The sequence below is a fragment of the Bacillus sp. 41-22 genome (assembly GCF_025809295.1).
Classification (GTDB): domain Bacteria; phylum Bacillota; class Bacilli; order Bacillales; family Bacillaceae_G; genus Bacillus_A; species Bacillus_A mycoides.
On sequence record NZ_CP084035.1, the window covers coordinates 1,733,698 to 1,760,344 of the forward strand.

The 26,647-nt window shown below is 34.9% G+C and carries 21 protein-coding genes, 1 pseudogene, 1 riboswitch and 1 other annotated feature; of the genes and pseudogenes, 16 read left to right on the plus strand and 6 right to left on the minus strand.

What is annotated here, in order from left to right; genetic code table 11:
- The first annotated feature begins 2 nt into the window (after nt 1-2).
- Entirely contained in the window at nt 3-935 is a 933-nt protein-coding gene (locus LCF45_RS08945) for a response regulator (RefSeq protein ID WP_078203062.1), read from the plus strand.
- Nucleotides 936-1,053: 118 nt separating this feature from the next.
- Entirely contained in the window at nt 1,054-4,248 is a 3,195-nt protein-coding gene (locus LCF45_RS08950) for a DEAD/DEAH box helicase (RefSeq protein ID WP_078203063.1), read from the plus strand.
- Between the two features lie 135 nt (nt 4,249-4,383).
- Here LCF45_RS08950 and LCF45_RS08955 read toward each other — a convergent pair whose 3' ends face one another.
- Nucleotides 4,384-4,515, minus strand: a complete 132-nt coding sequence (locus tag LCF45_RS08955; protein WP_000047589.1) for a DUF3934 family protein — start codon at nt 4,513-4,515, stop codon at nt 4,384-4,386.
- 408 nt (nt 4,516-4,923) lie between these two features.
- Nucleotides 4,924-5,183: a binding site (T-box leader), on the plus strand.
- Between the two features lie 70 nt (nt 5,184-5,253).
- Between LCF45_RS08955 and asnA the strand changes: the two genes are divergently transcribed.
- Together asnA and LCF45_RS08965 are read left to right on the plus strand one after the other, a co-directional pair.
- Nucleotides 5,254-6,237, plus strand: a complete 984-nt coding sequence (gene asnA / locus LCF45_RS08960; RefSeq protein ID WP_002126735.1) for an aspartate--ammonia ligase — start codon at nt 5,254-5,256, stop codon at nt 6,235-6,237.
- 529 nt (nt 6,238-6,766) lie between these two features.
- Complete coding sequence (locus LCF45_RS08965; protein WP_041868014.1) at nt 6,767-8,122, plus strand: RNA-guided endonuclease TnpB family protein; 1,356 nt, start codon at nt 6,767-6,769, stop codon at nt 8,120-8,122.
- Nucleotides 8,123-8,838: 716 nt separating this feature from the next.
- On the opposite strand, the gene LCF45_RS08970 is transcribed toward LCF45_RS08965, so the two are convergent.
- Both LCF45_RS08970 and LCF45_RS08975 read right to left on the minus strand, forming a co-directional pair.
- Nucleotides 8,839-9,291 carry a VOC family protein gene (locus LCF45_RS08970; RefSeq protein ID WP_002126736.1) on the minus strand — a complete coding sequence of 151 codons (453 nt, stop codon included), beginning with the start codon at nt 9,289-9,291 and terminating at the stop codon, nt 8,839-8,841.
- Between the two features lie 356 nt (nt 9,292-9,647).
- Nucleotides 9,648-10,877 carry an aspartate kinase gene (locus tag LCF45_RS08975; RefSeq protein WP_002031134.1) on the minus strand — a complete coding sequence of 410 codons (1,230 nt, stop codon included), beginning with the start codon at nt 10,875-10,877 and terminating at the stop codon, nt 9,648-9,650.
- 201 nt (nt 10,878-11,078) lie between these two features.
- Nucleotides 11,079-11,265, minus strand: a riboswitch (Lysine riboswitch).
- A gap of 192 nt (nt 11,266-11,457) precedes the next feature.
- On the opposite strand from LCF45_RS08975, the gene LCF45_RS08980 reads away from it, so the two are divergent.
- Genes LCF45_RS08980 through LCF45_RS08990 form a run of 3 tightly spaced genes read left to right on the plus strand, consistent with a single transcriptional unit; the run spans nt 11,458 to nt 14,613 of the window.
- Nucleotides 11,458-12,366, plus strand: coding sequence for a DoxX-like family protein (locus LCF45_RS08980; protein WP_002126739.1), 909 nt, complete (start codon nt 11,458-11,460; stop codon nt 12,364-12,366).
- Between the two features lie 4 nt (nt 12,367-12,370).
- On the plus strand, nt 12,371-12,982 hold the full coding sequence (locus LCF45_RS08985) for a DUF4166 domain-containing protein (RefSeq protein ID WP_002186178.1): 612 nt from the start codon (nt 12,371-12,373) through the stop codon (nt 12,980-12,982).
- A 5-nt stretch (nt 12,983-12,987) separates the two neighbouring features.
- Nucleotides 12,988-14,613, plus strand: coding sequence for a YndJ family protein (locus LCF45_RS08990; protein ID WP_263894748.1), 1,626 nt, complete (start codon nt 12,988-12,990; stop codon nt 14,611-14,613).
- A gap of 28 nt (nt 14,614-14,641) precedes the next feature.
- On the opposite strand, the gene LCF45_RS08995 is transcribed toward LCF45_RS08990, so the two are convergent.
- Nucleotides 14,642-15,127 carry an 8-oxo-dGTP diphosphatase gene (locus LCF45_RS08995; protein WP_002135545.1) on the minus strand — a complete coding sequence of 162 codons (486 nt, stop codon included), beginning with the start codon at nt 15,125-15,127 and terminating at the stop codon, nt 14,642-14,644.
- A 325-nt stretch (nt 15,128-15,452) separates the two neighbouring features.
- On the opposite strand from LCF45_RS08995, the gene LCF45_RS09000 reads away from it, so the two are divergent.
- The 4 genes from LCF45_RS09000 (at nt 15,453) to LCF45_RS09015 (ending at nt 20,101) form a co-directional block, all read left to right on the plus strand.
- A complete protein-coding gene (locus LCF45_RS09000; RefSeq protein ID WP_003188627.1) occupies nt 15,453-16,697 on the plus strand; it encodes an N-acetylmuramoyl-L-alanine amidase in 1,245 nt (414 codons plus the stop codon).
- A gap of 258 nt (nt 16,698-16,955) precedes the next feature.
- On the plus strand, nt 16,956-18,335 hold the full coding sequence (locus LCF45_RS09005) for an S-layer homology domain-containing protein (RefSeq protein WP_003188625.1): 1,380 nt from the start codon (nt 16,956-16,958) through the stop codon (nt 18,333-18,335).
- A gap of 196 nt (nt 18,336-18,531) precedes the next feature.
- Nucleotides 18,532-19,794, plus strand: coding sequence for an MFS transporter (locus tag LCF45_RS09010; RefSeq protein WP_003188619.1), 1,263 nt, complete (start codon nt 18,532-18,534; stop codon nt 19,792-19,794).
- A gap of 28 nt (nt 19,795-19,822) precedes the next feature.
- Entirely contained in the window at nt 19,823-20,101 is a 279-nt protein-coding gene (locus LCF45_RS09015; protein WP_263894749.1) for a hypothetical protein, read from the plus strand.
- A 19-nt stretch (nt 20,102-20,120) separates the two neighbouring features.
- Here LCF45_RS09015 and LCF45_RS09020 read toward each other — a convergent pair whose 3' ends face one another.
- Entirely contained in the window at nt 20,121-20,585 is a 465-nt protein-coding gene (locus LCF45_RS09020; RefSeq protein WP_016126764.1) for a hypothetical protein, read from the minus strand.
- A gap of 89 nt (nt 20,586-20,674) precedes the next feature.
- Between LCF45_RS09020 and LCF45_RS09025 the strand changes: the two genes are divergently transcribed.
- The 4 genes from LCF45_RS09025 (at nt 20,675) to LCF45_RS09040 (ending at nt 24,413) form a co-directional block, all read left to right on the plus strand.
- On the plus strand, nt 20,675-20,983 hold the full coding sequence (locus LCF45_RS09025; protein WP_016126765.1) for a hypothetical protein: 309 nt from the start codon (nt 20,675-20,677) through the stop codon (nt 20,981-20,983).
- 327 nt (nt 20,984-21,310) lie between these two features.
- Nucleotides 21,311-22,123 (plus strand): polyphosphate kinase 2 family protein, encoded by an 813-nt coding sequence (locus LCF45_RS09030; protein WP_002126756.1) that lies wholly within the window; start codon nt 21,311-21,313, stop codon nt 22,121-22,123.
- 531 nt (nt 22,124-22,654) lie between these two features.
- A complete protein-coding gene (locus tag LCF45_RS09035; protein WP_002064764.1) occupies nt 22,655-22,990 on the plus strand; it encodes a YrdB family protein in 336 nt (111 codons plus the stop codon).
- A 154-nt stretch (nt 22,991-23,144) separates the two neighbouring features.
- Nucleotides 23,145-24,413 carry an MFS transporter gene (locus LCF45_RS09040; RefSeq protein WP_002126758.1) on the plus strand — a complete coding sequence of 423 codons (1,269 nt, stop codon included), beginning with the start codon at nt 23,145-23,147 and terminating at the stop codon, nt 24,411-24,413.
- 57 nt (nt 24,414-24,470) lie between these two features.
- On the opposite strand, the gene LCF45_RS09045 is transcribed toward LCF45_RS09040, so the two are convergent.
- Nucleotides 24,471-25,454, minus strand: coding sequence for a ketoacyl-ACP synthase III (locus tag LCF45_RS09045; RefSeq protein ID WP_263894750.1), 984 nt, complete (start codon nt 25,452-25,454; stop codon nt 24,471-24,473).
- Between the two features lie 182 nt (nt 25,455-25,636).
- On the opposite strand from LCF45_RS09045, the pseudogene LCF45_RS09050 reads away from it, so the two are divergent.
- Nucleotides 25,637-26,187 (plus strand): annotated as a pseudogene (locus tag LCF45_RS09050) (cobalamin biosynthesis protein CbiN).
- Nucleotides 26,188-26,647 lie beyond the last annotated feature (460 nt).

Here is a 26,647-nt window from a genome sequence, read left to right on the forward strand (position 1 = left end):
AGTTGTTTTATTATATCGTAGATGATGATGAAGTTTTCCGCTCCATGCTTTCACAAATTATTGAAGATGGCGATCTTGGGGAAGTAATTGGAGAGTCGGAAGATGGAGCTTTTATTGAAGCGGATCAATTAAATTTTAAAAAAGTAGATATTTTATTTATTGATTTATTAATGCCAATGCGAGATGGGATTGAAACAGTTCGCCATATTGCATCCTCTTTTACAGGGAAAATCATTATGATTTCTCAAGTTGAATCGAAACAGCTTATTGGTGAGGCGTATACACTTGGTGTTGAATATTATATTACGAAACCATTAAATAAAATTGAGGTTGTATCTGTTGTACGTAAAGTAATGGAACGTATTCGTTTAGAGCGCTCTATACATGATATTCAAAAATCATTGAATAACGTTTTTAAGTGGGAACAGCCGCAAGTTCGAAATGAGCCAATGCAGGAAGGAAAAAGAATAGCAGATTCAGGGCGCTATTTATTATCAGAACTCGGTATTGCGGGAGAGAATGGAAGTAAAGATTTACTTAGTATGTTGGAATATTTATATGGACAAGAAAAAGAGCAAACGTTTGAATTTGGATTTCCTGCGCTAAAAGATATCTTTCACCATATAACTATAAGAAAATTAGAGAATATAGCTTCAGATGCAGATATAGATAAGGAGAGAAAAGCATCTGAACAAAGGGTACGTAGAGCGATTTATCAATCGTTAAATCACTTAGCTTCCCTTGGATTAACAGACTTTTCAAATCCGAAATTTGAAAGCTATGCTCCGAAATTTTTTGATTTCACTGTAGTTAGAAAACGGATGACAGAAATGACAAAAGAAGAAGTAGCAACTTCTGGACATACGCGAATTAATACGAAAAAGTTTATTCAAGTGTTGTATTTTGAGGCGAAACGGTTGATGGAGATAGCGTGAAAAAAGGTGCTTATAAATGAGCATCTTTTTTTATTAAATCTACATTTTATATTTTCTCGTAGAGCATGTAAAATGTTAGTTAAGAGAAACTGGTTTTAAATTAAGGAAGTGTCAAAAAATGAGTTTTACATTAAATAAATCGATTATTAAAGAAGTATGCGGAGAGACCTCATATAAAAGAGGTGAAGCTTATTATAAATCAAATAAAGTAATAATAAATCATTATGATGAAAATAAAGAAATTTGCGAGGCAACGGTAAAAGGGAATGAAGATTTTCATGTTACAGTAGAAAAAGCTAAAAAAGGTGATGTTGTTGCGAAATGTAGTTGTCCTTCATTAGCGTCTTTTCAAACGTACTGTCAACATGTTGCAGCCGTACTAATACAAATAAATTATAACCAGCAAACGGGCGGCATGTCCGAAAATATGAGCGGAAATGATCAATTAACGAGCGGGATGTTTCAGTTGTTTGCAGACAAACCACTGCGGCCAAAAAGTAAACAACACCGTTTTGATACACGTGAAATATTAGATGTTGCGTTTATATGTTCACCAGTAGCGACGAAAAGCGGTGGGGCCCTTCTTGGAATTCAGTTAAAACTTGCGAAAACATACTTTATAAATCATATTAGAGAATTTCTTTCTAACGTGGAGAAAAGAGAGACTTTTCATTGTTCCAATGAATTTACATACACACCAGATGTACATAGCTTCAGGCAAGAAACGGATGCGATTATTCAGCAGCTCATTAAAATTTATCATAATGAAAAAATGTATGAGGATACACTGGAAGTACATGCAAAACAAGATGATAGTATGATTTTAATACCGCCAGCTTCATGGAAGGATATGCTTTCTTTACTTTCTAAAGTTGAGTTTGTGGGACTTAATCAAGATGGAAAATCTTTTCACGGTTTACAAATTTCAAAAGGGCTACTTCCTTTACATTTTGAGTTTAATAAAGGGAGTAACGGTGGGTTTACACTTTATATTGACGGCTTACAACAAGTAGAAGTAATGGATACGTATAGTTATGCTCTATTTGGAGGGAAACTGTATCAGTTGAACGCTGAGGATTGTAAGCGGCTTATCGAATTACAAAAAATGATGAATCGTTCTAGTAGTAACCAATTGTATATTCCAGCAGATAAGATGGAGCACTTTGTAGCAAAAGTTGTACCAGGGTTAATGAAGCTAGGAACTGTGCGAATAGATGAGGTAGTAGCAGATTGTGTGGAAACGCCTTCGCTAAAAGCAAAATTGTATTTAGATCGAGTGAAAAATCGTTTGTTAGCAGGTCTCGAATTTCATTATGGAAACGTCGTGATTAATCCGTTAGAAGAGGATGGGCAGCCATCTGTTTTTAATCGTGATGAGAAAAAGGAAAAAGAGATTTTAGACATTATGAGTGAAAGTGCCTTTGCGAAAACGGAAGGCGGTTATTTTATGCATAATGAAGAAGCTGAGTATAACTTTTTATATCATGCTGTTCCAACGTTAAAAGGTTTAGTTGATATTTATGCGACGTCAGCCATCAAATTACGAATTCATAAGGGAGACACAGCTCCTCTTATAAGAGTTAGAAGGAAAGAGAGAATTGATTGGTTATCATTCCGCTTTGATATAAAAGGTATTCCAGAGGCAGAAATTAAAGGGGTATTAGTCGCTCTTGAGGAGAAACGAAAATATTATCGTTTAGCAAGTGGTGCTCTACTATCACTTGAGAGTAAAGAGTTTAATGATATTAATCAGTTTATAAAAGAATCTAGTATTCGAAAAGAATTTTTAAAGGGCGAAGAAATAGATGTCCCTCTTATTCGTAGTGTGAAATGGATGAATTCACTGCAAGAAGGAAACGTATTAAGTTTAGATGAGTCTGTTCAAGAATTGGTAGAGAACATTCAAAATCCTAAAAAGCTGAAGTTTGCGGTGCCAAGTGGCTTAGATGCGATAATGAGAGAGTATCAAACATACGGATTCCAGTGGATGAAAACACTTGCCTATTATCGTTTTGGCGGCATTTTAGCTGATGATATGGGACTGGGGAAAACGTTGCAAAGTATTGCTTTTATAGACTCTGTTTTGCCGGAAATTCGAGAGAAGAAACTGCCTATATTAGTTGTTTCTCCGTCGTCCCTCGTTTACAACTGGCTTAGCGAGTTAAAAAAATTCGCTCCACATATTAGAGCAGTTATTGCCGATGGAAATCAAGCAGAGCGCCGAAAAATTTTAAAAGATATAACGAAATTTGATGTAGTAATTACGTCATATCCTTTACTGAGAAGAGATATAAGGTTATATGCGCAGCCATTTCATACGCTATTTCTTGATGAAGCACAAGCATTTAAAAATCATACGACGCAAACTGCAAGAGCGGTAAAAACAGTGCAGGCGGAGTACCGTTTTGGATTAACAGGAACACCTGTAGAAAATTCATTAGAAGAGCTATGGTCTATCTTCCACGTTGTCTTCCCAGAATTATTACCGGGAAGAAAAGAGTTCGGTGATTTAAGACGAGAAGATATTGCGAAGCGGGTAAAACCATTCGTGTTAAGAAGGTTAAAGGGTGATGTATTACACGAACTCCCAGAAAAAATTGAGCACTTACAATCATCAGAACTTTTACCAGATCAAAAGAGGATTTACGCAGCTTATTTAGCAAAGTTAAGAGAAGAAACGTTAAAACATTTGGATAAAGATACGTTACGTAAAAATAAAATTCGGGTTTTAGCTGGTTTAACGAGACTACGGCAAATTTGTTGTCATCCTGCTTTGTTTGTTGATGACTATAAAGGTAGTTCAGCTAAATTTGATCAGCTGCTAGAAATTTTGGAGGAATGCAGAAGTACAGGGAAGAGAATTCTTATCTTTTCCCAATTTACGAAGATGCTTTCGATAATCGGACGTGAATTAAATCGTCAAGCAGTTCCATACTTTTATTTAGACGGGAGTACACCAGCGCAAGAACGTGTAGAGCTATGCAATCGGTTTAACGAAGGAGAAGGGGATCTATTTCTTATTTCGTTAAAAGCTGGTGGCACAGGACTAAATTTAACAGGTGCAGATACAGTTATATTGTACGACTTGTGGTGGAATCCAGCTGTTGAACAACAAGCTGCGGATAGAGCGTATCGAATGGGACAAAAAAATACAGTGCAAGTGATTAAGTTAGTAGCACATGGAACAATTGAAGAAAAAATGCACGAGTTACAAGAGAGTAAGAAAAATTTAATCGCTGAAATTATCGAACCGGGAGAAGAGAAGTTATCTTCTATTACGGAGGAAGAAATCCGCGATATTCTTATGATTTAATATGGAAAAAGCTATGCTTTCATAGAGATGAAAGCATAGCTTTTTTGTTGTAATAATTATATTTTGTTTTGTACAAAGTAAAGAGATAAAGTGAAACTTTAAATAGTGGGAGTTGTTCGTCTCCCACTATTTATTTTATTTCTTTGTACCTTTACTTTTGTATGGTTTTGCAGCTTTCTTTTTCGCACTTGATTGCCAACGGTTCCATCCTTTACTTCCTGTACCTTGTCCTACACCTTTTTTCGGTTTTGCTTTCGTTTTACTCATATGATCACTCCGTTATATAAAAAATCTGATTTGATAATAGCCAATGTTTTAGAAAAATACTATCGATAAATGACTATGCTTGCTTTAAATAAAAACAAACTGCTTGAATGCTATAGTATATCATGAAATTGCGAGTAAACTGAAAGGAATTATAAAGAAAATGAAAATAATAAGAAATACTGCGGATTCTATATTTCGAACAATCACACTAGTTGTTGTATATATGTTAGTTTCAATTAGTGAAATGTTTTTTGGATTGAAGAGACAAAGGAAATAAAAATGTTATATTAAGAACAATCGGTAAAGGCATAAAATAAAGAATTGAAAATTTTTTTGAAACTTTTTGTTGACTTTATCGATTTTTTGTATAGAATAATCATTAATAAAATGTTTCAGAGATGTGACAATAAAACGACTATGAAAGGACGAGTAGTAGTAGGATGTAGTTTAAGCGAGTCAGGGGCGGTGTGAGCCTGATACGAAGCCTATTATGAAGAACCTCCTGGAGTCGCTAACCGAAATCCTTTATAGGAAAGTAGACTTAGCCGGGAACTTCGCCGTTACAAGAAGAACAGTATCGAGATTTTTTAATCTCCGTACTGTATAAGTGAGCAACCTCTGTTGCTAATTTGGGTGGTACCGCGGAACCAAAGTCTTTCGTCCCAGTTTTTTGGGAAAGAAGGGCTTTTTTTGTTGGCTTCTTTTCACAACATCCAAACATTTTAGGAGGAAACCACCATGTATCAATCATTAATGACAGTAAGAGAGACTCAAATCGCAATTAAGGAAGTTAAAACATTTTTCGAGGATCAATTAGCAAAGCGCCTTGAACTATTCCGCGTATCTGCACCATTATTCGTAACGAAGAAATCAGGATTAAACGATCACTTAAACGGTGTAGAACGTCCAATTGAATTTGATATGTTACATTCAGGAGAAGAATTAGAAATTGTACATTCACTAGCGAAGTGGAAAAGATTCGCATTACATGAATACGGATATGAAGCTGGTGAAGGTTTATATACAAACATGAACGCGATTCGTCGTGATGAAGAACTTGATGCAACGCATTCCATTTATGTTGACCAATGGGATTGGGAAAAAATCGTTCAAAAAGAATGGCGTACTATCGATTACTTACAAAAAACAGTACAAACAATTTATGGAATATTCAAAGAATTGGAAGATCACTTATTTGAAAAGTATCCGTTCCTTGGAAAGTATTTACCAGAAGAAATTGTTTTCATTACTTCTCAAGAACTGGAAGATAAATATCCAGAATTAACACCGAAAGATCGTGAACATGCAATTGCGAAAGAACACGGTGCAGTCTTTATTATTGGAATTGGTGATGCACTCCGTTCAGGTGAAAAGCACGATGGACGCGCGTCCGATTATGATGATTGGAAATTAAACGGTGACATTTTATTCTGGCACCCAGTACTACAAGCTTCGTTCGAATTATCATCAATGGGAATTCGTGTTGATAGTAAAGCACTTGATGAGCAATTAACGAAAACTGGTGAAGACTTCAAACGTGAGTATGATTTCCATAAAGGTATTTTAGAAGACGTACTACCATTAACAATTGGTGGTGGTATCGGCCAATCAAGAATGTGTATGTACTTCTTACGTAAAGCACATATCGGTGAAGTTCAATCTTCTGTATGGCCTGATGATTTACGTGAAGCTTGCAAGAAAGAAAACATTCATTTGTTTTAATAGAAGTGAGAGAGAATAGCTCAAACATAGAGCTATTCTTTCTTTTTTATTTTGTAAACGAATAGTTTACAGTGAGTTTTACTAATGGTTTCTTTTTCGTCTCCTTTTATCCTTTTCGGCAAGAAGACTCCATCTGATTTGTGTTACGGGTGAAACCCAACAATTCAGGTGGAGATGAATTGCCGTCAGTCAATAGGCTGAACTCTTTTGTTTCGTTCATAACAATTTTTTGATGGGGAACATTCGTTTCTTTTTGTCTTACGATATAATCTGTAGTAGATAAGGAGGGAATATATCGTAAGACAACGAAATTGGATAATAATCATTCGGTTACTTGAGCAAAAAGGAATTAAGATGAAGACCATGTTCACATTTAGTTCCGTTTAGTTCCAAATATTGATTTGTCAAAAGTAATTAACAGTTACAAAAGTGTTAGTTCTCGTTTCGTGAAACGAGATTTCCTAAGATAAAACATTATCTTAGGAAAGAAATAATTTTAATGAACTCTCTGAGAAAGGTGGTGAAAACAATGACTAAAAAGAGAGCAGTGAAAGTATTACGTAAACAAAAAAAAAGAGAAAACATGCAACGATTCACGCAGAAACAGAATATCGGACGAGCTTGTCTCACAGCTAAAGAATTTCGCTTACTGCAACGCATGTCACATAGTTCTAAAGCATTGCGAAATGTTGGATTGTACACGATTAAACAAAGTTATTTGAATAATAACAAGATGGCTACTGTAAAAGAAGTGGACACTGCCATGCAAACCGATATGAACTACTGGGGTATTCAATCAAACTCTGTTCAAGCGATTCGTAGAGCCTTATTTACAGAAGTGAAGAGCTTTTTTAAAGCAATGGAACAGTGGAAGAAAAAACCTGAAACCTTCACAGGTCGTCCTAAGTTTCCGAATTATTCCCGTTCCACTGACAAACGAATCATTGAAATCTATCAAGTTCCAAAAGTTGATAATAACGGGTATTGGATGATTCCGATGAATGTTGCATTCAGAAAAAAATTCGGTTCCATTAAAATACGTATGCCTAAAAACTTAAGAAATAAAAAAATCTCCTACATTGAGATTGTACCGAAGCAAAAAGGTCGGTTCTTTGAGGTGCATTACACATATGAAATGCACGTTTCTCAAATGAAGAAACAACCCACGACTATTAGTAAAGCTTTGAGTTGCGATTTAGGTGTAGACAGATTATTAAGTTGCGTAACAAATACAGGTGATGCATTTTTAATTGATGGAAAAAAATTAAAATCCATTAACCAGTACTTCAATAAAATGATACGTAATCTACAACTGAAAAACATGGAAAATGGACTTTCTAAACGAGTTGTAACGAACAAAATGGCTGCACTTTGGCATAAACGGGAAAGACAAATAAATGGTTACATTTCACAAACTGTAGGCTTGTTGTTCGAAAAAGTGAAAGCATTCAACATAGATACTGTTGTCGTAGGGTATAACGCTGGTTGGAAACAAAAATCTGATATGGGAAAAAAGAATAATCAAAAATTTGTTCAAATCCCATTTCATAAACTGATTGCAGCAATTGAGAATAAATGTATAAAAGAAGGCATCCGATTTTTAAAACAAGAAGAAAGCTATACTTCAAAAGCTAGTTTTCTTGATAAAGATAGGGTTCCAGTTTGGGATAAGGATGATAGGACGCATTATCGCTTTAGTGGCAAACGGATCACTCGTGGTCTGTACCAAAGTAAAGCAGGGAAATGTATTCATGCTGATATTAATGGTGCATTGAATACATTGGAAAAATCGAGAGTTGTAGAATTGGATGACAATCTCAAAGTGAAAACGCCGATTCTATTAGAAGTGCAAAAACGTAAGGCTGTTGCTTCGTGCATAGCTTAGTGGGTGCGTCAACCATCCATGTGTACTCGACTTGTCGGGGCTTGTAGCACACGCCGGAGTCATCTGAGTGGTGGCTTCTTCCACAAGGAAGAATTGCTCTTTTTCGAAAGGGTGGTGCAAGTGGGGAAACGATTGTTCGTTTCTAGTACCAACCAAAAAGATACTTGGGGTGTTACTGTAAGGTGGCATGAATTCTAGAGCGTCAAACTATCTAGCGATAGACGAGAAGACCTAGCGTTCTAACTCAAGCCCCCACTGAAACGTTTCAACTCAGTGGGGGTAGTTGACATTGGATTTGGTTTGCTAATTATAATTGCATTCATTGATTACGAAAAAATACAGGTGGTTGTATTAGGAGTTGCACTATTCATGATGGTATTTTACTCGGATGTGAAGAAAGTTATTTTGAATGAATATAGAGCGTTTTTTCATGGGAAAGAGCGATAAGATATAAAATGAGAAGAGTCAGTTATATTTCCTAGGAAAGGATAAAATGAATAATTAAATTATTTTATAATGATTTTGGGATGTTGATAATATGTTAAAGAACGATTTGGATAGAGTCTTGAAATCTATGTGTAAAATGAAAATACATTTTTAAAAGCTCAAACAAGCATAACCACGTTCTAAAGTTAGGACGTGGTTAAAAATATGGTTTAATTGATAATGAAATTCTGTTTGGCAAAGCCAATAATTTTTTATAAAAAATTACTTAATTATTTGTTACCGATTTCTTCCGCCAAACCGATTAGAATTCCTTCGGTTCCACGAATGTAGCAGAGTCGATACGAGTTCTCATACTGAACTACTTCTCCAACGAGCTGAGCACCATGCTTAGTAAGTCTGGATACCATTTCGTCAATGTCCTCGACGGTGAACATGACGCGCAGATAACCGAGGGCGTTTACAGGAGCTGTCCGGTGATCTGCTATAGTAGGTGGGGTGAGAAATCGCGAAAGTTCAATTCGGCTGTGACCATCTGGCGTAACCATCATAGCAATCTCTACGCACTGAGAACCGAGTCCAGTTACGCGACCAGCCCATTCACCTTCAACAGTAGCTCGCCCTTCGAGATTCAAGCCAATCTCCTCGAAGAAAGAGATTGCGTTATCAAGAGATTCTACAACGATGCTGATATTGTCCATTCTTAGTAATTTGTTTTTTGTCATTGTCTTTATCTCCTTATATGTATAAATTTATTATCTAATTATCCTCATAATTATACTAGAATCTCTTCTAAACAAAAAACACCTTGTCACAGTGTAGGAAAATGTGACAAGGTGTTTTCGGGTATGTCATATAACAACTTATTAACAAAAAACACTTCGTAAACTTTCTACTATTGAAATATACGCGAACTTTATTTCGTGAATACTATCATTTCAAGTAGTTTCAAGAATTTGATACTGTAGTTGCTATTTGATAAAAGAACTTCGACTTCCCCGCAAAATATTCCCACCCTATTTCTATTTATATAGGAAGGAAATAGATTCGTATAATTTGTTGTAAGTTTTACTGGTGGAAATTAAATCATTTGCACTAAAGGTTCAATTTTCGCCATAAATGATTGATGAAGTGCTTCAACACCCGTTACTAAATGAAGACGGTCAATAACGACAGATACTTTAATTTCTGATGTACTTACCATTTTAATATGAATATCTTCTTCTTTTAAAGTAGTGAACATATTCGCAGCAACTCCTGGGTTAGATACCATACCAGATCCTACAATTGATACTTTTGCTAAATGATTTTCATGTTCTACAGATTCATAGTGAAGTGCTTCTTGATTTTGTTCCAATACTTCTAATGTTTCTCTTAAATCATTAGAATGGATTGAGAAGGAGAGGTGAACAGTTCCTTCATTTGTAATACTTTGAATAATAATATCTACATTAATATGTGCTGCTGCTAATGTAGAGAAAACTGTTGAAAGTGCACCTTGTTCTAATCCTTTAATTGTGACACGTGTAATATTATCCTCAAATGCAATACCTTTAACGATTGATTGTTGTTCCATGTTACATTCTCCCCTTACAATTGTTCCGTTTTCTTGTTCCATACTTGAGCGAACTTCTAAAATTACATTATGATTTTTAGCAAATTCAACAGCGCGTGGGTGTAATACGCCAGCACCGAGGTTGGCAAGCTCTAACATTTCGTCATAAGAAATTTCATCTAATTTATAAGCATCTTGTACAACTCGTGGATCAGTCGTATATACGCCGGTCACATCCGTATAAATATCACATTTTTTTGCTTTTAATGCAGCAGCTAATGCGACAGCAGTCGTATCGGAGCCACCACGACCAAGTGTGGTAATTTCATTTTCTTCACTTATTCCTTGGAAACCAGCTACTATAACAATCGTGCCTTCAGTAAGGTGAGACTGAATACGAGTGGTGTTAATGTCAGTAATCCGTGCACTACTATGTACAGATTCTGTCGTAATACCAGCTTGCCATCCTGTTAATGAAATCGCGTTATAACCTTTTGTTTGTAGTGCTATTGTTAATAATGAAATAGTTACTTGTTCTCCTGTAGATAGGAGCATATCCATTTCACGTTTACTTGGATTTTCAGTAATAGCGTTAGCAAGTGCTACAAGTTTATCCGTACTTTTTCCCATTGCTGAAACGACAGAGACAATACTATGTCCTCGTTCATATTCTTCAATAATTAAATTTGCTACATGTTGAATGCGTTCGACGCTTCCGACAGAAGTACCGCCAAATTTTTGTACAATCGTTTCCATTACGAATTCCTTCTTTCGTCCATTTTTAAGAATAGGTTAGGACATATACAAATCCCAATATTCCTGTAGTTACCAGAGAGAAAAACAAAAAACACCATCTCAAATAAGTGAGGATGGTGCTGTTACAGGAAAAGGGAAACAGAAAACGGAGCTAATAAAAAAACCGCCAAAAAAGGAATATCATAAAAATGATATCTCTTTTTTGTAGATAGCTCTTCATACGTACACGTCTGTACATATGACAGTTCTGTTTCTATTCGAAAACAGCCCCAATTGATAAATGCAGAGAAATTTATCAATTTCGGCAACACTTCCTTTCCTCTAAAATCATAGACATCTCTGTGTCTCCTTTAGAATACTTATAAGCGTTGCAACCTCTATCTCACGTTTTAGGCGAGAGTGTATGATTTATGAAGTTGTTGGTAACATTTGTTTTATAATAATTTAAATTTTTCAGGGAATCAAGTGTTTTTTGTATTTTTTTGAAATTCTATCTTTTTATTAAATTAGTTTGTGAAAAATGTAGCAAAATCGATTCATTGCATGTACATTGAAAATATAGCGCATGGGAGGTGGAAGGATGGGGAAGAAAAAGCCTATTTATGTAGCCACAGAAATGAACACAACAATGGAGAAACTATGGGCATATACACAAGAGCCTGATATACATACAGAGTGGGATGCTCGTTTTACTGAGATTTCGTATTTAGAAAAAAAAGAGGGAGAACCACAGAAGTTTTTATATAAAACAAAGATCGGATTTGGACTTGAAATAGCCGGAGAAGGGGAATCGATAGGTGAAATAAGAAAAGAAACTGGAGAACGCATTTCCTCTTTAAAATTTTGGACAGACAATCAATTATCACTTATACAAATAGGGCGTGGTTATTGGAAGTATACACCGAATGAAGAACATATTCATTTTGAAACGCAATATGATTATGATACGAGATTTGGTCGTATAGGAAATGTGATAGATTTATATGTTTTTCGTCCACTATTAGGTTGGGCGACAGCATGGAGTTTTGATGCTTTAAAATTATGGTTAGAAAAGGGACTTCATCCTAAGTTGCTAATTAGAAGAACGATGACGTATTGGCTAGTTTGCTTTTTATTTGCTTTCGTATGGTTATATCAAGGGATTGTACCGAAATTGATGTTTACTCATTCAGAAGAAGTAAAGATGCTTTCTGCACTAATCGGATCGAATGAAAGTAGTATTTTTATACTTAAAATAGTTGGATTTTTAGAAATAATATGGGGTGTTATGTGGCTATTGCCACTTCAAAAGCGAAAACTATTTATATTGCATATTATATTGTTGATAGTTTTAACATTAGCGGCAGGATCGACGAATATCGCTAGTTTTACGCAACCGTTTAATCCGATTACATTAAATTTTCTTCTAATAGGGTTATCGATTGTCGGTTATATAAATAGCACTAATTTGCCAAGCGCAAAAAATTGCAAGAGGACGAGAAAGGGATAAGTATATGGTTAATATTTATGAAAGATTATTAGGGGATTCTTATAAAAAGCTTCATCCAAAATTGCAGGAACGATATGCGATAACAAAGGAAAATAGCTTTATTGGGGAAGGGGAAATGGATGAAATTTATGGAGGATCTTTTTTCGTTAAATTAATATTAAAAATTACATCGAAGTTTCGAATGTTTTTCTCTGAGCGAGGGCAAAAAGTTCCGTTTGTGATACATAATACCGCTGAGCGAGATGAACATGGAAATGAGTTTGTACGGTGGAATCGTACTTTTTATTTTCATAATAAGAAAAGATATTTTAACGCTGTTATGCAGTTGGATGAAGAGAATAATGAAATTGTAGATTATTTTGGTGAGCCACATTTACTCGTTTCTACATTGAATTTTTATATTGATGAAAAAGGCGGGATGCATATTTCTTCAAAGAAACAATGGTTTTTTATGTTTGGAAGAAAAATACCGTTACCTAGATTTTTATACGGAGAGGCAAAAATTGTTGAAAGTTATGATGATGCACTGCAATGTTTTCGAATTCATGTACAAGTACGTAATCCGTTAATTGGTTCGTTATTTTCATATAAGGGAACATTTGTGGAAAGGGAATAAACGTTATGAAAAATATACTATTTGGGCTTGATTGCTATATTATTTTTCTAATATATGAGTGGTCAAATGTAAACCCAGTTGAAGCAATTATTTTATTATCTATTTTGTTATTTATACCGATGTCTTTTTGTATTATTGACAAGAAAAAAAGAAATGGATCGTATGTATTATTTTATAAATTTGTATCGTTTTTATATCCAATCGCAGCAATCAGTGCAATGCTAGCTTTCGTAACAAATCACTATTTCTTTGCGCTACTTTGGTTTGCATATACAGGAATCGTTGCGTTATTTGGTGTAAGTAGATTGTTAGAAAGAGGATGGAAACCGATAGAAGAGACGGCTATCGATAGTGCGTTTATTTATTTGTTTTTAGGTGGTTTTTGGTTTTTTGCTTCAGTAGCAAAGGTTTCAATTATGCACTTTAGTTCTGACATTGTTTTACTTACAGCGGCACACTTTCATTATTCGGCATTTTTATTGCCGTTATCAGCTGGTTTACTTGGAAGAAAAAGAGAACGGGGAAGTAAGTTATATGACTCTATTATGTTTATCATCGTCATTTCTCCAATGACAGTTGCAATAGGAATTACGTATTCGAGGGTATTTGAATTTTTTGCAGTGTTCATATATTTATGTGCCATTTATGGATATGGGATTTACGTATGGAGAACGAAATTCAATGCTATAAGTGCAAAGATTCTCCTTACTCTTTCATCCAGTACACTTATGGTAACAATAATGTTTTCACTCATATATTCATACGGAAATTTCAAACAAGTAATGACGATTACAATTGCACAAATGGTCTGGATTCACGGTGTTGTAAATGGAATTGGAGTAGCGTTACCAGCTTTTCTTGGTTGGATGATTGAAAAGAGTACTCCGAATTATAAATATTACGGGAAAACAATGAGCAGGTTAAGAGGAAATGCGACAGTTGGTGAAGCATTTTTACATAACAGAAATTTAATAGATAGCAAGGAATACAAAGGTTTAGTTGATAAAATGAATGATTTTCATAGTGAGGCATTTGACATGACGAAGATTCCTTTAAGTATTATTCGTTTTTATGAAAATACAAAAGAGTATGAGTTACAATCGCATATTAAATGGACTCGTTGGTTCCGCCCGGTTGCATTTTGTTATGAGAAAATGAGTAAGCGTGTAGGACAAATACATTTAGGAATGGGCGGCAAGTGGGAAACGATGCATGGCTCTATCATTGGGATAATAGATGAGAAGGATGGAAGAGAGAATGTAAGGGCTTGGCTAAGAAAAAATGAAGCAGGAGAGTCTGTTTTTGTAGCCCTCTATTCAAAGCATGCATACAAGAACGAGACATATATGAATATCGCATTGCCTTTACCATATTCGAATATGACTGGTATTTTGAAGTTGTACAATGATACGAACCAGTTAATGATTACAAGTAAGCTAAGAGAGCGTCGTAAGGGAGATGAAGGGATATACTTACATACCCGCTTCTTTACAATACGCTTACCATTAGCAGAGACTTTTATTATTAAAGAGAGAAAGGATCAAATATTAGAAGCTAATCATAGAATGTGGATATTTGGAGTTAATTTTTTAGAAATTGATTATGAGATTAAGAAAATAGAGGGAAAGTAAGAAAGGCTTGGAGAGATTCCAAGCTTTTTTACGTATGGGTAATTGTCATAGCAACTTGTTTATCCAAGTCTTGGTCCCAAACACGCTGAATTTCAAACGTACCTTTTTCAAAAAATAATGGGAATCTCTCTTTAAACCAATCTTGCATAGGAAGATTGAGTGCTGTATCAATTGGCACCCATAATAATTCGCCTTCAGGAGGATTCAAAAGGAGTTCACCTTCAAATGAATCTGTCCAATAGTTAAATACCATATATCGAACATTTTCTTTCGGATTTACGTATTCATCTAATCCCTTAAAAGTTAAATTTGAAACAAGTAATCCAGTTTCTTCTTTTACTTCTCGTTTAGCAGCTTGAACGATACTTTCTGGAAAATCTACTTTACCGCCAGGAGCGATGTAACCAGGGAAGCCTAGATGATCCGGCCGTTGTATTAGTAATACTTCGTTATTATGTTGAATCATACACATTGTATAAATGCGGTGTTCGACGCTTTTCCAATTCGTGCTCATACGAATCTCTCCTCTTATAAAGTGAAACTTTAATCAGTGGGGGGTTCTTCATCTCCCACTGATTATTAGCCCTCACCAATCGGGCTTTTACGGGCAGTTGATCACCCACCTAACTTCTTTGCTTTCGCTGAATTTTGAGGTGGGGGTCTTACTGCCCGTTAATGCGGGATGAAATGAGTCTCTTATAGTTTAACTATAGTTATTTGTTCCAAAAAATACAATAATAAGACAAAATTATACAAAATGCAATTGACTATTACTAATTTTCAGAATTATAATTAGTCTGTTATATAAAAACATTGTACTTGAGAGGGGAATATATTCTATGAAAAATAGAATAATCGCAGCAGCAGTAATCGCAGCTAGTATATTATCTTATTCATCTAGTAGTTTCGCACAAATAAAAACGTTTCCAGATGTCCAAGCAGGGCACTGGGCAGAAGATTCTATTAACTACTTAGCAGAAAAAGGCGCAGTTACAGGTAACGAGAAAGGAATGTTCGAGCCTGGAAAAGAGATCACTCGTGCAGAAGCAGCTACAATGATGGCTAAAATCTTAAACTTACCATTCGATAAAGATGCTAAACCATCTTTCAGTGACTCTCAAAACGGATGGTATACCCCATACATCGCAGCTGTAGAAAAAGCTGGTGTTGTTAAAGGGAAAGGCCCAGGCGTATTTGATCCAACTGGGAAAATTGACCGGGTTTCAATGGCCTCTCTTATTGTAGAAGCTTACAAATTAGATTCTAAAGTAAATGGTACTCCAGCAACTAAATTCAGTGATTTAGAAAAAAGCTGGGGGAAAGCAAAAGCTAACATCCTAGTTGAATTAGGGATTTCTGTTGGTACTGGTGATAAATGGGAGCCTGAAAAAATTCTAACTAAAGCAGAGGCAGCTCAATTTATTAAAAAGGCAGATTCTCTTAAAATAGGTAACCCTTTAGTAGAAAAGGTAGTTATTATTGATCCTGGTCATGGAGGATTTGATCCAGGGAATCCAGGGCAAGGTGTAGAGGAAAGTGAAATTGTATTTGATATATCTTTAAGATTACAGCAATTGTTAGAAAAAAATACACCTTTAAAAGCTTTGTTAACACGTGAAGAGAACGGAAATCCAGGAAGTAACAAGAATGAGTCTCTTGTGAATCGAGTGAAATTTGGTCAAGAGAACAATGCAGATATATTTGTAAGCATTCATGCAAACTCTTCTCAAAATCATGATGGTTATGGAACGGAAACATATTATTATAAAAAATCCAAGCGTGGAGAAGAGACACAGATTGAAAAGGATAGCGAAGTATTAGCGAAAAAAATTCAAAAGCGAGTAGTAGAGGCACTACATACAAGAGATAGAGATATAAAAGATGATCATTCGTTTTATGTAGTAAATAAAAATACAGTACCAGCAGTTTTAACAGAGCTTGCCTTTATTGATAATAATATAGATAATGGCAAATTAGCTACTGAATCAGGAAGACAAATTGCTGCAGAGGCAGTTTATGCTGGGATTTTAGATTATTATGAGTGGAAAGGTTTCGATGTTTCAAAATATCGTTTAGCTAAATAAAAAATATTAATTGTTAAGTCCATCATCTATATAGAGATGATGGACTTTTTATATGAGCTTATATAATTTTGTATCAAAATAAAAAGATATATCGTATTATGCTGATTATAAATAAAATAATGGTAGATTAGTTTATTTGTATCACGTATACTTTTACTGTTGACTAATTAAGAGTTTGTTAGTTTAATAGGGAAAATTTTATTGAAAAGGGAGGCAAGTTAACACGGGACAAGCATATACATAACGTGTTAAAAAAATATGAAAAAAGTTATTTCTAATGTGTTAGCAGTGACAGTCGCACTTCAAGTAGTGATGGCTCCGGCAACTTCATTTGCAGCTGAAAAGGAATTTCCAGACGTTCCGAAAGATCATTGGTCGTATAAAGCAATTACTAATTTAACATCAAAAGAAATTATTGCAGGATATGATAATGGTAAGTTTGGATTCGGGGATGTTGTAAATCGTGAGCAAGTAGCCGCATTAATATATCGTGCATTAAAACCAGAAGCGAAAAGCGAATATAAAAATCCATACTCTGATATTAGCGAAGGAACGACAATGTTCCAAAATGAAATTTTAACTTTAACAGATATGGGGATTTTCGTAGGTGATGGTAAAGGAACATTTAGACCGAAAGAATCTTTAACTCGTGCTGAAATGGCTGTAATTTTACAGAAAGCCTTTAAACTAAAAGTAAAAGCTAAGCATACATTTAATGATGTTCCGAAAGATCATTGGGCAAATGATGCGATTAGTGCATTAGAGTCTAACGGCGTTGCTGCAGGTAATGGAGCAGGTGCATTTAATCCAACTAGTGTTTTAACACGTGAAGAATATGCACAATTTTTATTTAATGCCATGGCATCATATATCGATTTAGATGTAACATTACCTTCTAATGTAACAGCTCAAGAGATTGATAATTATATTAAAAGATATCATCCCGATAGTCCGCTTGTTGGAGTTGGACAAGACTTTATTAAAGCGCAAAACGAGTATGGCGTGAACTCTTTATATTTAGCAGCACATGCAATCTTAGAGTCTGGATACGGGAAATCAGAAATTGCATATCGCAAACATAATTTATTTGGACTACGAGCGTATGATTGGGACCCATTCGCACATGCAAAATATTTACCATCTTATGGATTAAGTATTTCATACAATGCTGATTATGTGAGAAAGAATTACTTAGAACAAGGTGCTAAGTATTTCAAAGGTTACACATTACCTGCGATGAATGTAATGTATTCAACTGATAAAGAATGGGCTGGCAAAATTGCTAATATTATGGAGCGTATTAAGCCTTTCAATAACAAAGATTATCAAAATGTAAAACGATTACCGAAAAACCCTAATACATTAAATGTAGAGGCATTAGGCGAAACAATTCCATATAAAGATTATGCAAAAGATGCGAAAGCTACTGTTCAAACTGTAGGATCTTACTATCAAGTTCCATTCCCGTTTAACAATCCAATTAAGAGTGTACCAAACGTTACACAAAATGAAGTTGGAAAATTAGAAAATGGTACAAAAGTAAATGTATATCGTGAAGATCCAAATGGCTGGGTAGAATTCTCACTTGAAAATGCTCCAGAAAAATATTGGACATTGAAGAAGAACTTAAAATTATAAAGTGGAAAGGTGTTTTCATATATGAAAACACCTTTTTTATTTATATTCAACACGTAATATTTGTAGATTCATTATGATTTTCTTTTTTATATTTTTACCAATAATTTAACAGTTCATATATAATTAAAGGTAATAAAGATTGAATTTTCTGTGTTTAATCTTAGGTATTAACTTAATTTGAAAAGAGGAGAGAGATATGCAAGGAGAAATACCAACAGAGAAAAATTTAGGTTATGTCGGTAAATTATTATTGCCAGTTAAAGTGTCACCACACTTCAAGTTTTTATGGATTGGGCAATTACTTTCGACTTTAGGTAGTTCGATAACGATGGTTATTCTGCCAGTCGTTGTGTATTCATTAACTGGTTCAACAGTTGTAATGGGAATGACTATGGCAATGTACATGCTTCCTAATATTCTAGCGTTACCGTTTGCTGGATTAGTCGTGGATCGTATTGACCGGGTGAAATTGATGTTATTTACAGATATAATCCGCTGCATATTAATGCTATTACTTGCAACACTTATATTTATGGATTTGTTAACGATTACGCTATTATATGTACTCGTGGCATTATATGGACTTATGGAAGGGGGATTTCAGCCGGCGTATTCAGCTGTAAGAGCAAAAGTATTTGTACCGGAAATTCGAAATGCAGCTAATGCATTAACGCAAATGAGTAATCAAGGAATACGATTAATTGGCCCAGCACTTGGTGGGTTAATAGTATCAGTTACATCTGCAGGGATAGGCTTCGGACTAGATGCAGCAACGTATTTGTTATCATTTTTATGTTTATTATCTTTAAAAGAAATTAAGTTTAAAAAAATAAAACCCATTGAAAAGAGTAAGATCGATTACAAACAAGAGTTTATGGAAGGTATTTTAGTTTTAAAAAGTCATCCGTGGTTGTGGATTACCATTCTAGTCTTTTCTTTCGTTAATATTTGTTATGCAGGCGTTATCGTTGTATTAATTCCATGGTTGTTTAATGTTCATCATCATTTTGAAGCTTACGTGTATGGCTTAGGTATGGCTGCTTCTGGTGCTGGAGCTGTAATTGCAGCACTAATTTTTGGTGGGAGGCAGCGGTGGCATAAGAGAGGATTACTTGCGTATGGTGGTGTTTTAATTAGTGGAATGGCGTTATTAATTATGCCTTTCGTTTCTTGGGCACCTGCCTTAATTGGATTAATGGCAATTGAAGGATTCGGTATTATGATATTTGGGCTTATTTGGGAAACAAGTTTACAAGAGCTTGTACCAGAAGAAGCTTTTGGAAGAGTGGCAAGTCTTGATATGTTAGGCTCATTTGCTTTATTACCATTAGGGTATGTGGTGGTAGGCTGGTTAGCTACTGTAATAGGTGGAAAGATAACAATTATAATGCTAGCTATTTTAGTACTCATAACAATTGGAATGGCATTGTCTGTACCAAGTATTCGGCGGTTCGATTGATTATGTAGGCAAAAAGGGGGGATGGTATATGACTATAGAAAATCTACATGATTTAGTAGTACATGAGTTGGGATGTAAATACGTTTTGGGAGAAAAGGTATTTGAAGCAAGGAATTTCACGGTGTATATTGCTACTCCTATAGAAAATAAAATGACATATAATCGATTCATCTTAATTAAGCATTTGTCTAATGAAGAGCCTTCCGTACATGTTTGGGACAAAAAAATCTGTGTAGACGCTACAAAAATACATATTGCAAAAGAAGTGACAGAAGCAATTCAAACGGGTTTTGTAAATAAAGAGTAAGCCCTAATCAAATTAGGACTTACTCTTCATTAAACACAAATGTTTGCTTCATTTTTTTACTCTCATGTACTGGATGACCGTTGTAAGAGAAATTCTTTTCTTCCCAAGTAATGACAACTTTAAAATTATGGCTATTAAAGTCTAATGGGAATACCATGTAGTCAAAGCTTGTATGACTTTTTGAAACGTTGTTATTAGATGAAGTAGGATTAAAGGTAGCTTTAGATGTAGGTGTGTTATCAAGTATTTCCACCGATACATTTGCAACATCATTACCAATATTTTTTAAGAGTAAACTATACGTATCATATACACCTTGTTTTGGCTGCACGGCTTGCTTGTTTGAGTTATGAGATTTGTCAATTTCGATATACCACTGTTTAGACTTTGACGCAACTGGTAGTGATTGAAATGTGTATGCACTAGCTTGTATTGGTAGTGCTAAGCAGATTAGTGCAAAGAGAGAAAATATTTTTCGTTTCATCTTTAGAGAGCTCCCATTCTTTAAAGGATTTATTTGTTATTATCTTCTCTTTTTAAGATAATATACCATGTAGTTTAGGAGAGGGTATATTGAAAGAATTAGTAAGTATGGGAAGCAGCATGTTTCTACAACTGTTATTTTTGTATATATTTATTTCTGTTGTTTTATTGGAACTCAATCCATGGTATGCGGTAGTGGTTTATGTGGCTATTGCTATAATCAGTCTTCTGCTAGGAATATACTCGATTGCTTTCTCTATGAAGAGTAGCTTGAATACTATTTTTCTAACACTACCAGGTGGAATTATAATAACATTATTTTCAATATTAATTATTGGATTTACAGTGTTTGCTTACTTTTTACGAGAAGGAGATATTCCGCCTGTAATTCGTTTGTAGTATAAGTGAATCGATAGAGCTCCTATCTTTTCGTTATTAATCTTCCCAAGTATGTCACACGCACATTTAAAAAAACAAGGAAACTGTGTAGAGATTTTTCGGCATAGTTTCCTTATTTTGTTTTTTTGATTAATAATAAATGCTTGCTAAAGGATACGAAAAAGCATATCAGGGGGATTAATTTATTAATATAAAGTAGCGTCCAACTTATAAAAGATAGATATAGGTGGAGGGGTACGAGTATTAGTTAAAAGAGATATTAATATGAAAAAATTACCAATAAATATGTTAAAATAACATTGTCATATAACAAGGGGGATTCGTTTGATGGAAAAAGAGCATCTTGCTAAAGTAGATTTAACGAAAAGAATTGAATCAAAATCTAAGTACAATAAGAAACTTGAAAAATATCAAATGCGCTTATTGGCACTACAGCAAATATTAAAAGAAGAGAAAATAGCCGTTATGATGGTTATGGAAGGTTGGGATGCGGCAGGTAAAGGCGGAGCAATTAAGCGAGTGACTGAACATCTTGATCCACGCGGATTCCAAGTAAATCCAATTGGAGCACCTGCTCCTCATGAAAAACGGTATCATTATTTGCAACGTTTTTGGCGGAAACTGCCTCAGTACGGGCAAATTACTATATTCGACCGTTCATGGTATGGGCGTGTATTAGTTGAACGTGTTGAAGGCTTTGCTACAAACGAAGAGTGGACGAGAGCGTATGATGAAATTAATGATTTCGAAAAACTATTAACAGATGATCATTACATAATAGGAAAGTTTTTCTATCATATTAGTAAAGATGAGCAGTTAAAGAGATTTACAGAAAGAGAGAACAACCCTCTTAAAAGGTGGAAAATTACAGATGAAGACTGGCGAAATCGTGAAAAATGGGATGAGTATGTCGAAGCAATAGAAGACATGTTTGAAAATACAAATAAGCCGAATGCAAAATGGCATATTATCGCGAGTAATGATAAATTATACGCCCGTTTGAAAACATTGAAAGTAATTATTTCATTAATTGAGGATTATTTCTTAGAGCATAATATAGAATTACCTTCTTATTATAATGAAATAAAAGAAGGAAAGAAAAAGAAAATTGAATCTGTGCAAGATGCAGGAGTCAAATAGTAAAAAGGTTTGTATAGGAAATATGAAGGGAAGCTGTCTTGTAATTTGGTAAACCCAAATTACAAGACAGCTTTTTAGTTGGAAGTATTTTATATATTTATATAAAGCGAGTGTACCAATTATTTTAGTTTGTGCTGTAGTAAGTTTGTTGTTTTAGGAAGGGGAAGCTTTAAGAAAGAGTAGTAGGGGAATAGGCTAAATATGAATCGCATTTTAATTATGGAACGTTAGCTGTCAAAAAAATTTATAGAGTTATTTTGGGAACTCCTCGGTAATGGGCGAAACGTAAACCGTGGAGTTCTTTATTTTGTGCTTATAGGCATATGTATCACTGTCATTAAGTATTTGCTTTCATTCATTATCCGTCAAGATCAAGTTTTCGAAGTTTAGAAAGATAAACTGAATAATATTAATAAGATGTATAATTGTTTTTTACATGTCATGAATGGGCACGTATCAAGTTCAAATAACGGATGCATAATATTATTTTCATAGGATTTTAAATATATTTTTCAAAGGGGTGTTCTTTAAATGTTTATAAAACCTATAAATTTAGCGATTCGATTTTTTCTAGAATTATGTGCTCTTGCATCACTATGTTATTGGGGCTTTCAATTTTGGGAAAGTGTATATGTGAAATTTATTTTTGGCATTGGCTCACCACTACTTTTTGCGACAATATGGGGGATTTTCATTGCACCTAAAGCATCATTAAAGCTGCCAGAACCATATAGGTTTATGTTGGAAATCATATTGTTTGGAGTTACCTCAGTTGCTCTATATGTTGTTGATCAAATAACCTTAGCTATTATTCTTGGGATGGTATTTATAATAAATCGCACTTTAATCATTATTTGGAAACAATAATTTTTTTGCTAAGTTTCTTCACGAAAGGAACTTAGCCTTATTTAAGGTGTAGGAGTAACGAAATATGGATAAATTTAAGCGCTTTAAATTTTGGGATTTTGTTGTTTTATAGTACATTAACAAGAGATATTAGTTTCATAGGGAGGGTGAGGAAATGATAGATACAGCAGATGCTTTAATAAGTAAGCGTATGTATACAGAAGAAGAGCAACAAAAATTATATAAACGAACGTTAATAATCGTAAGTATTTCACAAATGTTTGGCGGAGCGGGATTAGCTGCTGGAATTACAGTAGGTGCACTTCTTGCACAGCAAATGCTTGGGACGGATGCGTATGCAGGATTACCGGCTGCTATGTTTACAATGGGATCTGCGGTAGCGGCTTTCTTTGTTGGGAAGTTATCGCAAAAATATGGTCGCCGAATAGGACTTGCAACAGGGTTTATAATAGGGGGACTAGGGGCTATTGGAGTTGTATTGGCTGCGTTAACAAATAGTATTATTCTTTTACTAGTTTCTTTACTCATATACGGTGCAGGTACAGCGACGAATCTACAAGCTCGTTATGCTGGTACCGATTTAGCAGATAAGAAGCAGCGAGCAACTGCTATTAGTATTACGATGGTTATGACGACTTTTGGTGCGGTGGCTGGTCCGAATTTAGTAGGTGTAATGGGGGATTTTGCTGATTCAATTGGAATTCCTAACCTTGCTGGTCCGTTCATATTATCAGCAGCGGCATTTATACTTGCGGGTCTTGTTCTTTTTGTTATGCTTCGTCCAGATCCGTTAATTATTGCTAACATAATAGAAAGATATAAACAGGAACATACATATAAAGGGCAACCAGTAACAGAAGAAATAATAGAGAATAAGCGTGGTGTTACCGTTGGAGCAATCGTTATGATACTTACTCAAATAGTGATGGTTGCGATTATGACGATGACGCCAGTTCATATGGGACACCACGGTCATGGTTTAAGTGCAGTAGGTCTCGTGATTGGTTTTCATGTAGGTGCAATGTACCTTCCATCGCTTGTTACAGGAATGTTAATTGATAAAATTGGCCGTACTACGATGAGTATAGCTGGTGGGATGATTTTACTTGCAGCGGGTGTCATAGCTGCGATAGCACCGAGTGATTCTTTATTATTATTAATTGTTGCTCTTTCTTTACTTGGATTAGGATGGAATCTCGGATTGATTTGTGGTACAGCACAAATCGTTGACTCCACAACTCCTTCTACACGTGCTAAAACACAAGGGAAAATAGATGTTTTTATTGCGTTAGCCGGAGCTTCAGGTGGAGCGATGTCAGGAATGGTAGTAGCTAATTCCAGTTATGCGGCATTATCATTAGCGGGAGGGGCTGTAGCCCTACTGCTTATTCCAGTTGTGATATGGTCTCGGATAGGTAAATAAATTTCATGAAATTAAAAAGAGGTTCTAGTTATTCCCTAGAACTTCTTTTTAATGTATTTAACTTAAATCCCATGCCACAATAAGCCCTAAATGCGTAAGCCCACCACCAAATCCGTATAGCAAAAGTGTGTCTCCGTTATTTAATCTTCCTTTTTTTCTAGCTAAATCTAAAGCGAGTGGAATAGAGACGGAAGATGTATTCCCCATATCTTCCACACTCGTTAATGTTTTTTGAATAGATATTTTTGATTTTTCGCAAATAGATTCAATCATTCTTAAGTTAGCACTATGTGGTATGAACCAGTCTATATCATCTATTTGCAAATTTGCAGTATGTAATAGTTCTTTTATGCCGTATGGTACTGTTCGTACAGCCCATTTATATACTTCTCTTCCATTTTGAACAATTTTTTCACTTGTTTGTAGTAGTGTGCCATTCATAGTAGTAGATAAGTTTGTTCTGTATAGATGAATGCCACCGTCACCGTTTGTTCCCATGTGAGCAGCGATAAAGCTTGGTTTGTTTTCATCTCTTTCTAATAAAATAGCTCCAGCGCCATCACCGAACAAAATACAGGACGTTCTATCGGTGTAATCAGTAACTTTAGATAATGTCTCTGTCGCTATGACGAGTACTTTTTGATGTGATCCAGAAGTGATTAAGCTATTACCGACATGCAGTCCGTATGTGAAACCAGCGCAAGTCGCATTTAAATCAAAAGCTAGTGTATGAGGTATGTTGAAGTATTGTTGTATTTGGCAAGCAACACTAGGGAAAACATAGTCAGCAGTAGTTGTAGCGACGATGATACAGTCAATATCCTCTAAGTTTTTCTTATATGTTGTACACAAATTTTCGATTGCTTTAATGGCTAAGTGTGAGGAGTATTCGTCTTCGTTAGCAATTCTTCTTTCTTTCATGCCGGTTCTTTGTACAATCCATTCATCATTCGTATGGACCATCTTTTCTAAATCGTTATTAGACAATACTTGATCTGGAACATAAGTACCAATTGCGGTAATACGAGATTTAGAATTCATAGGAACATCTCCTAACTTATTTTTATAACCTGATACTAATACCAGGTTATAAAAATGTCAATAAAGATTTTCTGTTTAATAAAATTAATATATTTTAATAAATAGAAAGGAATTTGAGGAGTGATGTCCAAATAATATACGGAAAGCTTCTAAAATTGATACTTTGAAGGGGTCTGAGATTCTTGAAAAGAATCATTTATTTGTTGTCTCTTGTTTTAATTTATAGCTTTACTTTTTTATTTTGCCAGAGAAATCTTATGCTTGTGACTGTATTAATGTATCACCAGAAGATGCATTTCAAAAAAATGATGTGGTGTTTGAAGGTAAGGTGTTAGAAGTTCAAGAGAAAGGTGAAGGCGGAATTAAAACATTATTTGAAGTGAAGAAAATTTGGAAAGGGACAAGTTCTTCGCGAATTATTATATATACAAGTGTAAGTAGCTGTGCATTTCGTTTTGCAGAGGGAGGAGAGTACTTAGTCTTTTCTTCTTATAGAGGAGAGGAAAAGTTAGAGACATCTATCTGCAGTGGAACGAAGAGATTAGATGAGGCAGAGATTGAGAAAAATGCTTTAAGTCATATTGCAAAAGAGTCTGTTCCGACGAAGAAAGTGGATTTAAAAGATGAAATGGTAAGCGGTTTAAGTTGGTGGCAAGTAACTATCGTTTCTATAGGTGTGTTATTGTTAATTGCTGTTGTTATTTTTATTGTGAGAAGAACTCGCAAAAAATGACGATTAAAGTAAAAATATAAAGATTTTCTTTCTGTTTCTATGGGTGGTTTAATCTTGTGAAAGCGAATTACTTATGCTACACTTTATGTAACTTAAAATGAACGGAGGGGCTTCCTTTGATCTTAATCAGATTACGTCTCAATACTTTGTGCCAATAATTGAATAGCGCTCAAAGGCTCTGTCTGTGTACAGAGTGAACGGGATTGGTCTGCCTATTTTAAAGGAACCCTTTATTAAGCTTATATGTGAAAAAGAGGGAGGGACGAATACGCCCTCTTTTTGTTTTGCCTTTATAAATAGAATGGGATAGTATAGGTGAACACTTGTTGGATACGTATACTATCTTGGGACTTTTTGACCATGTATAGGACGAAAGCACTGCTTTCTTCTATTTCTTTGGTGAACCCTTATCCGTTTACGAAAACACAGGCAGTGACCTGTGTTTTTTATTTTGCGTAAT

Excerpts from the sequence above, each read along its gene's own strand:
- LCF45_RS09040 (WP_002126758.1), top strand. The coding sequence starts at position 23,145 with ATGATAGATACAGCAGATGCTTTAATAAGTAAGCGTATGTATACAGAA.
- LCF45_RS09020 (WP_016126764.1), bottom strand. The coding sequence starts at position 20,585 with ATGAAACGAAAAATATTTTCTCTCTTTGCACTAATCTGCTTAGCACTA.
- LCF45_RS09035 (WP_002064764.1), top strand. The coding sequence starts at position 22,655 with ATGTTTATAAAACCTATAAATTTAGCGATTCGATTTTTTCTAGAATTA.
- LCF45_RS08965 (WP_041868014.1), top strand. The coding sequence starts at position 6,767 with ATGACTAAAAAGAGAGCAGTGAAAGTATTACGTAAACAAAAAAAAAGA.
- LCF45_RS09005 (WP_003188625.1), top strand. The coding sequence starts at position 16,956 with ATGAAAAAAGTTATTTCTAATGTGTTAGCAGTGACAGTCGCACTTCAA.
- LCF45_RS09030 (WP_002126756.1), top strand. The coding sequence starts at position 21,311 with ATGGAAAAAGAGCATCTTGCTAAAGTAGATTTAACGAAAAGAATTGAA.
- LCF45_RS08980 (WP_002126739.1), top strand. The coding sequence starts at position 11,458 with ATGGGGAAGAAAAAGCCTATTTATGTAGCCACAGAAATGAACACAACA.
- LCF45_RS09000 (WP_003188627.1), top strand. The coding sequence starts at position 15,453 with ATGAAAAATAGAATAATCGCAGCAGCAGTAATCGCAGCTAGTATATTA.
- LCF45_RS09015 (WP_263894749.1), top strand. The coding sequence starts at position 19,823 with ATGACTATAGAAAATCTACATGATTTAGTAGTACATGAGTTGGGATGT.
- LCF45_RS08955 (WP_000047589.1), bottom strand. The coding sequence starts at position 4,515 with ATGAGTAAAACGAAAGCAAAACCGAAAAAAGGTGTAGGACAAGGTACA.
- LCF45_RS09045 (WP_263894750.1), bottom strand. The coding sequence starts at position 25,454 with ATGAATTCTAAATCTCGTATTACCGCAATTGGTACTTATGTTCCAGAT.
- LCF45_RS08950 (WP_078203063.1), top strand. The coding sequence starts at position 1,054 with ATGAGTTTTACATTAAATAAATCGATTATTAAAGAAGTATGCGGAGAG.
- LCF45_RS08975 (WP_002031134.1), bottom strand. The coding sequence starts at position 10,877 with ATGGAAACGATTGTACAAAAATTTGGCGGTACTTCTGTCGGAAGCGTC.
- asnA (WP_002126735.1), top strand. The coding sequence starts at position 5,254 with ATGTATCAATCATTAATGACAGTAAGAGAGACTCAAATCGCAATTAAG.
- LCF45_RS08985 (WP_002186178.1), top strand. The coding sequence starts at position 12,371 with ATGGTTAATATTTATGAAAGATTATTAGGGGATTCTTATAAAAAGCTT.
- LCF45_RS08990 (WP_263894748.1), top strand. The coding sequence starts at position 12,988 with ATGAAAAATATACTATTTGGGCTTGATTGCTATATTATTTTTCTAATA.
- LCF45_RS09010 (WP_003188619.1), top strand. The coding sequence starts at position 18,532 with ATGCAAGGAGAAATACCAACAGAGAAAAATTTAGGTTATGTCGGTAAA.
- LCF45_RS08970 (WP_002126736.1), bottom strand. The coding sequence starts at position 9,291 with ATGACAAAAAACAAATTACTAAGAATGGACAATATCAGCATCGTTGTA.
- LCF45_RS08995 (WP_002135545.1), bottom strand. The coding sequence starts at position 15,127 with ATGAGCACGAATTGGAAAAGCGTCGAACACCGCATTTATACAATGTGT.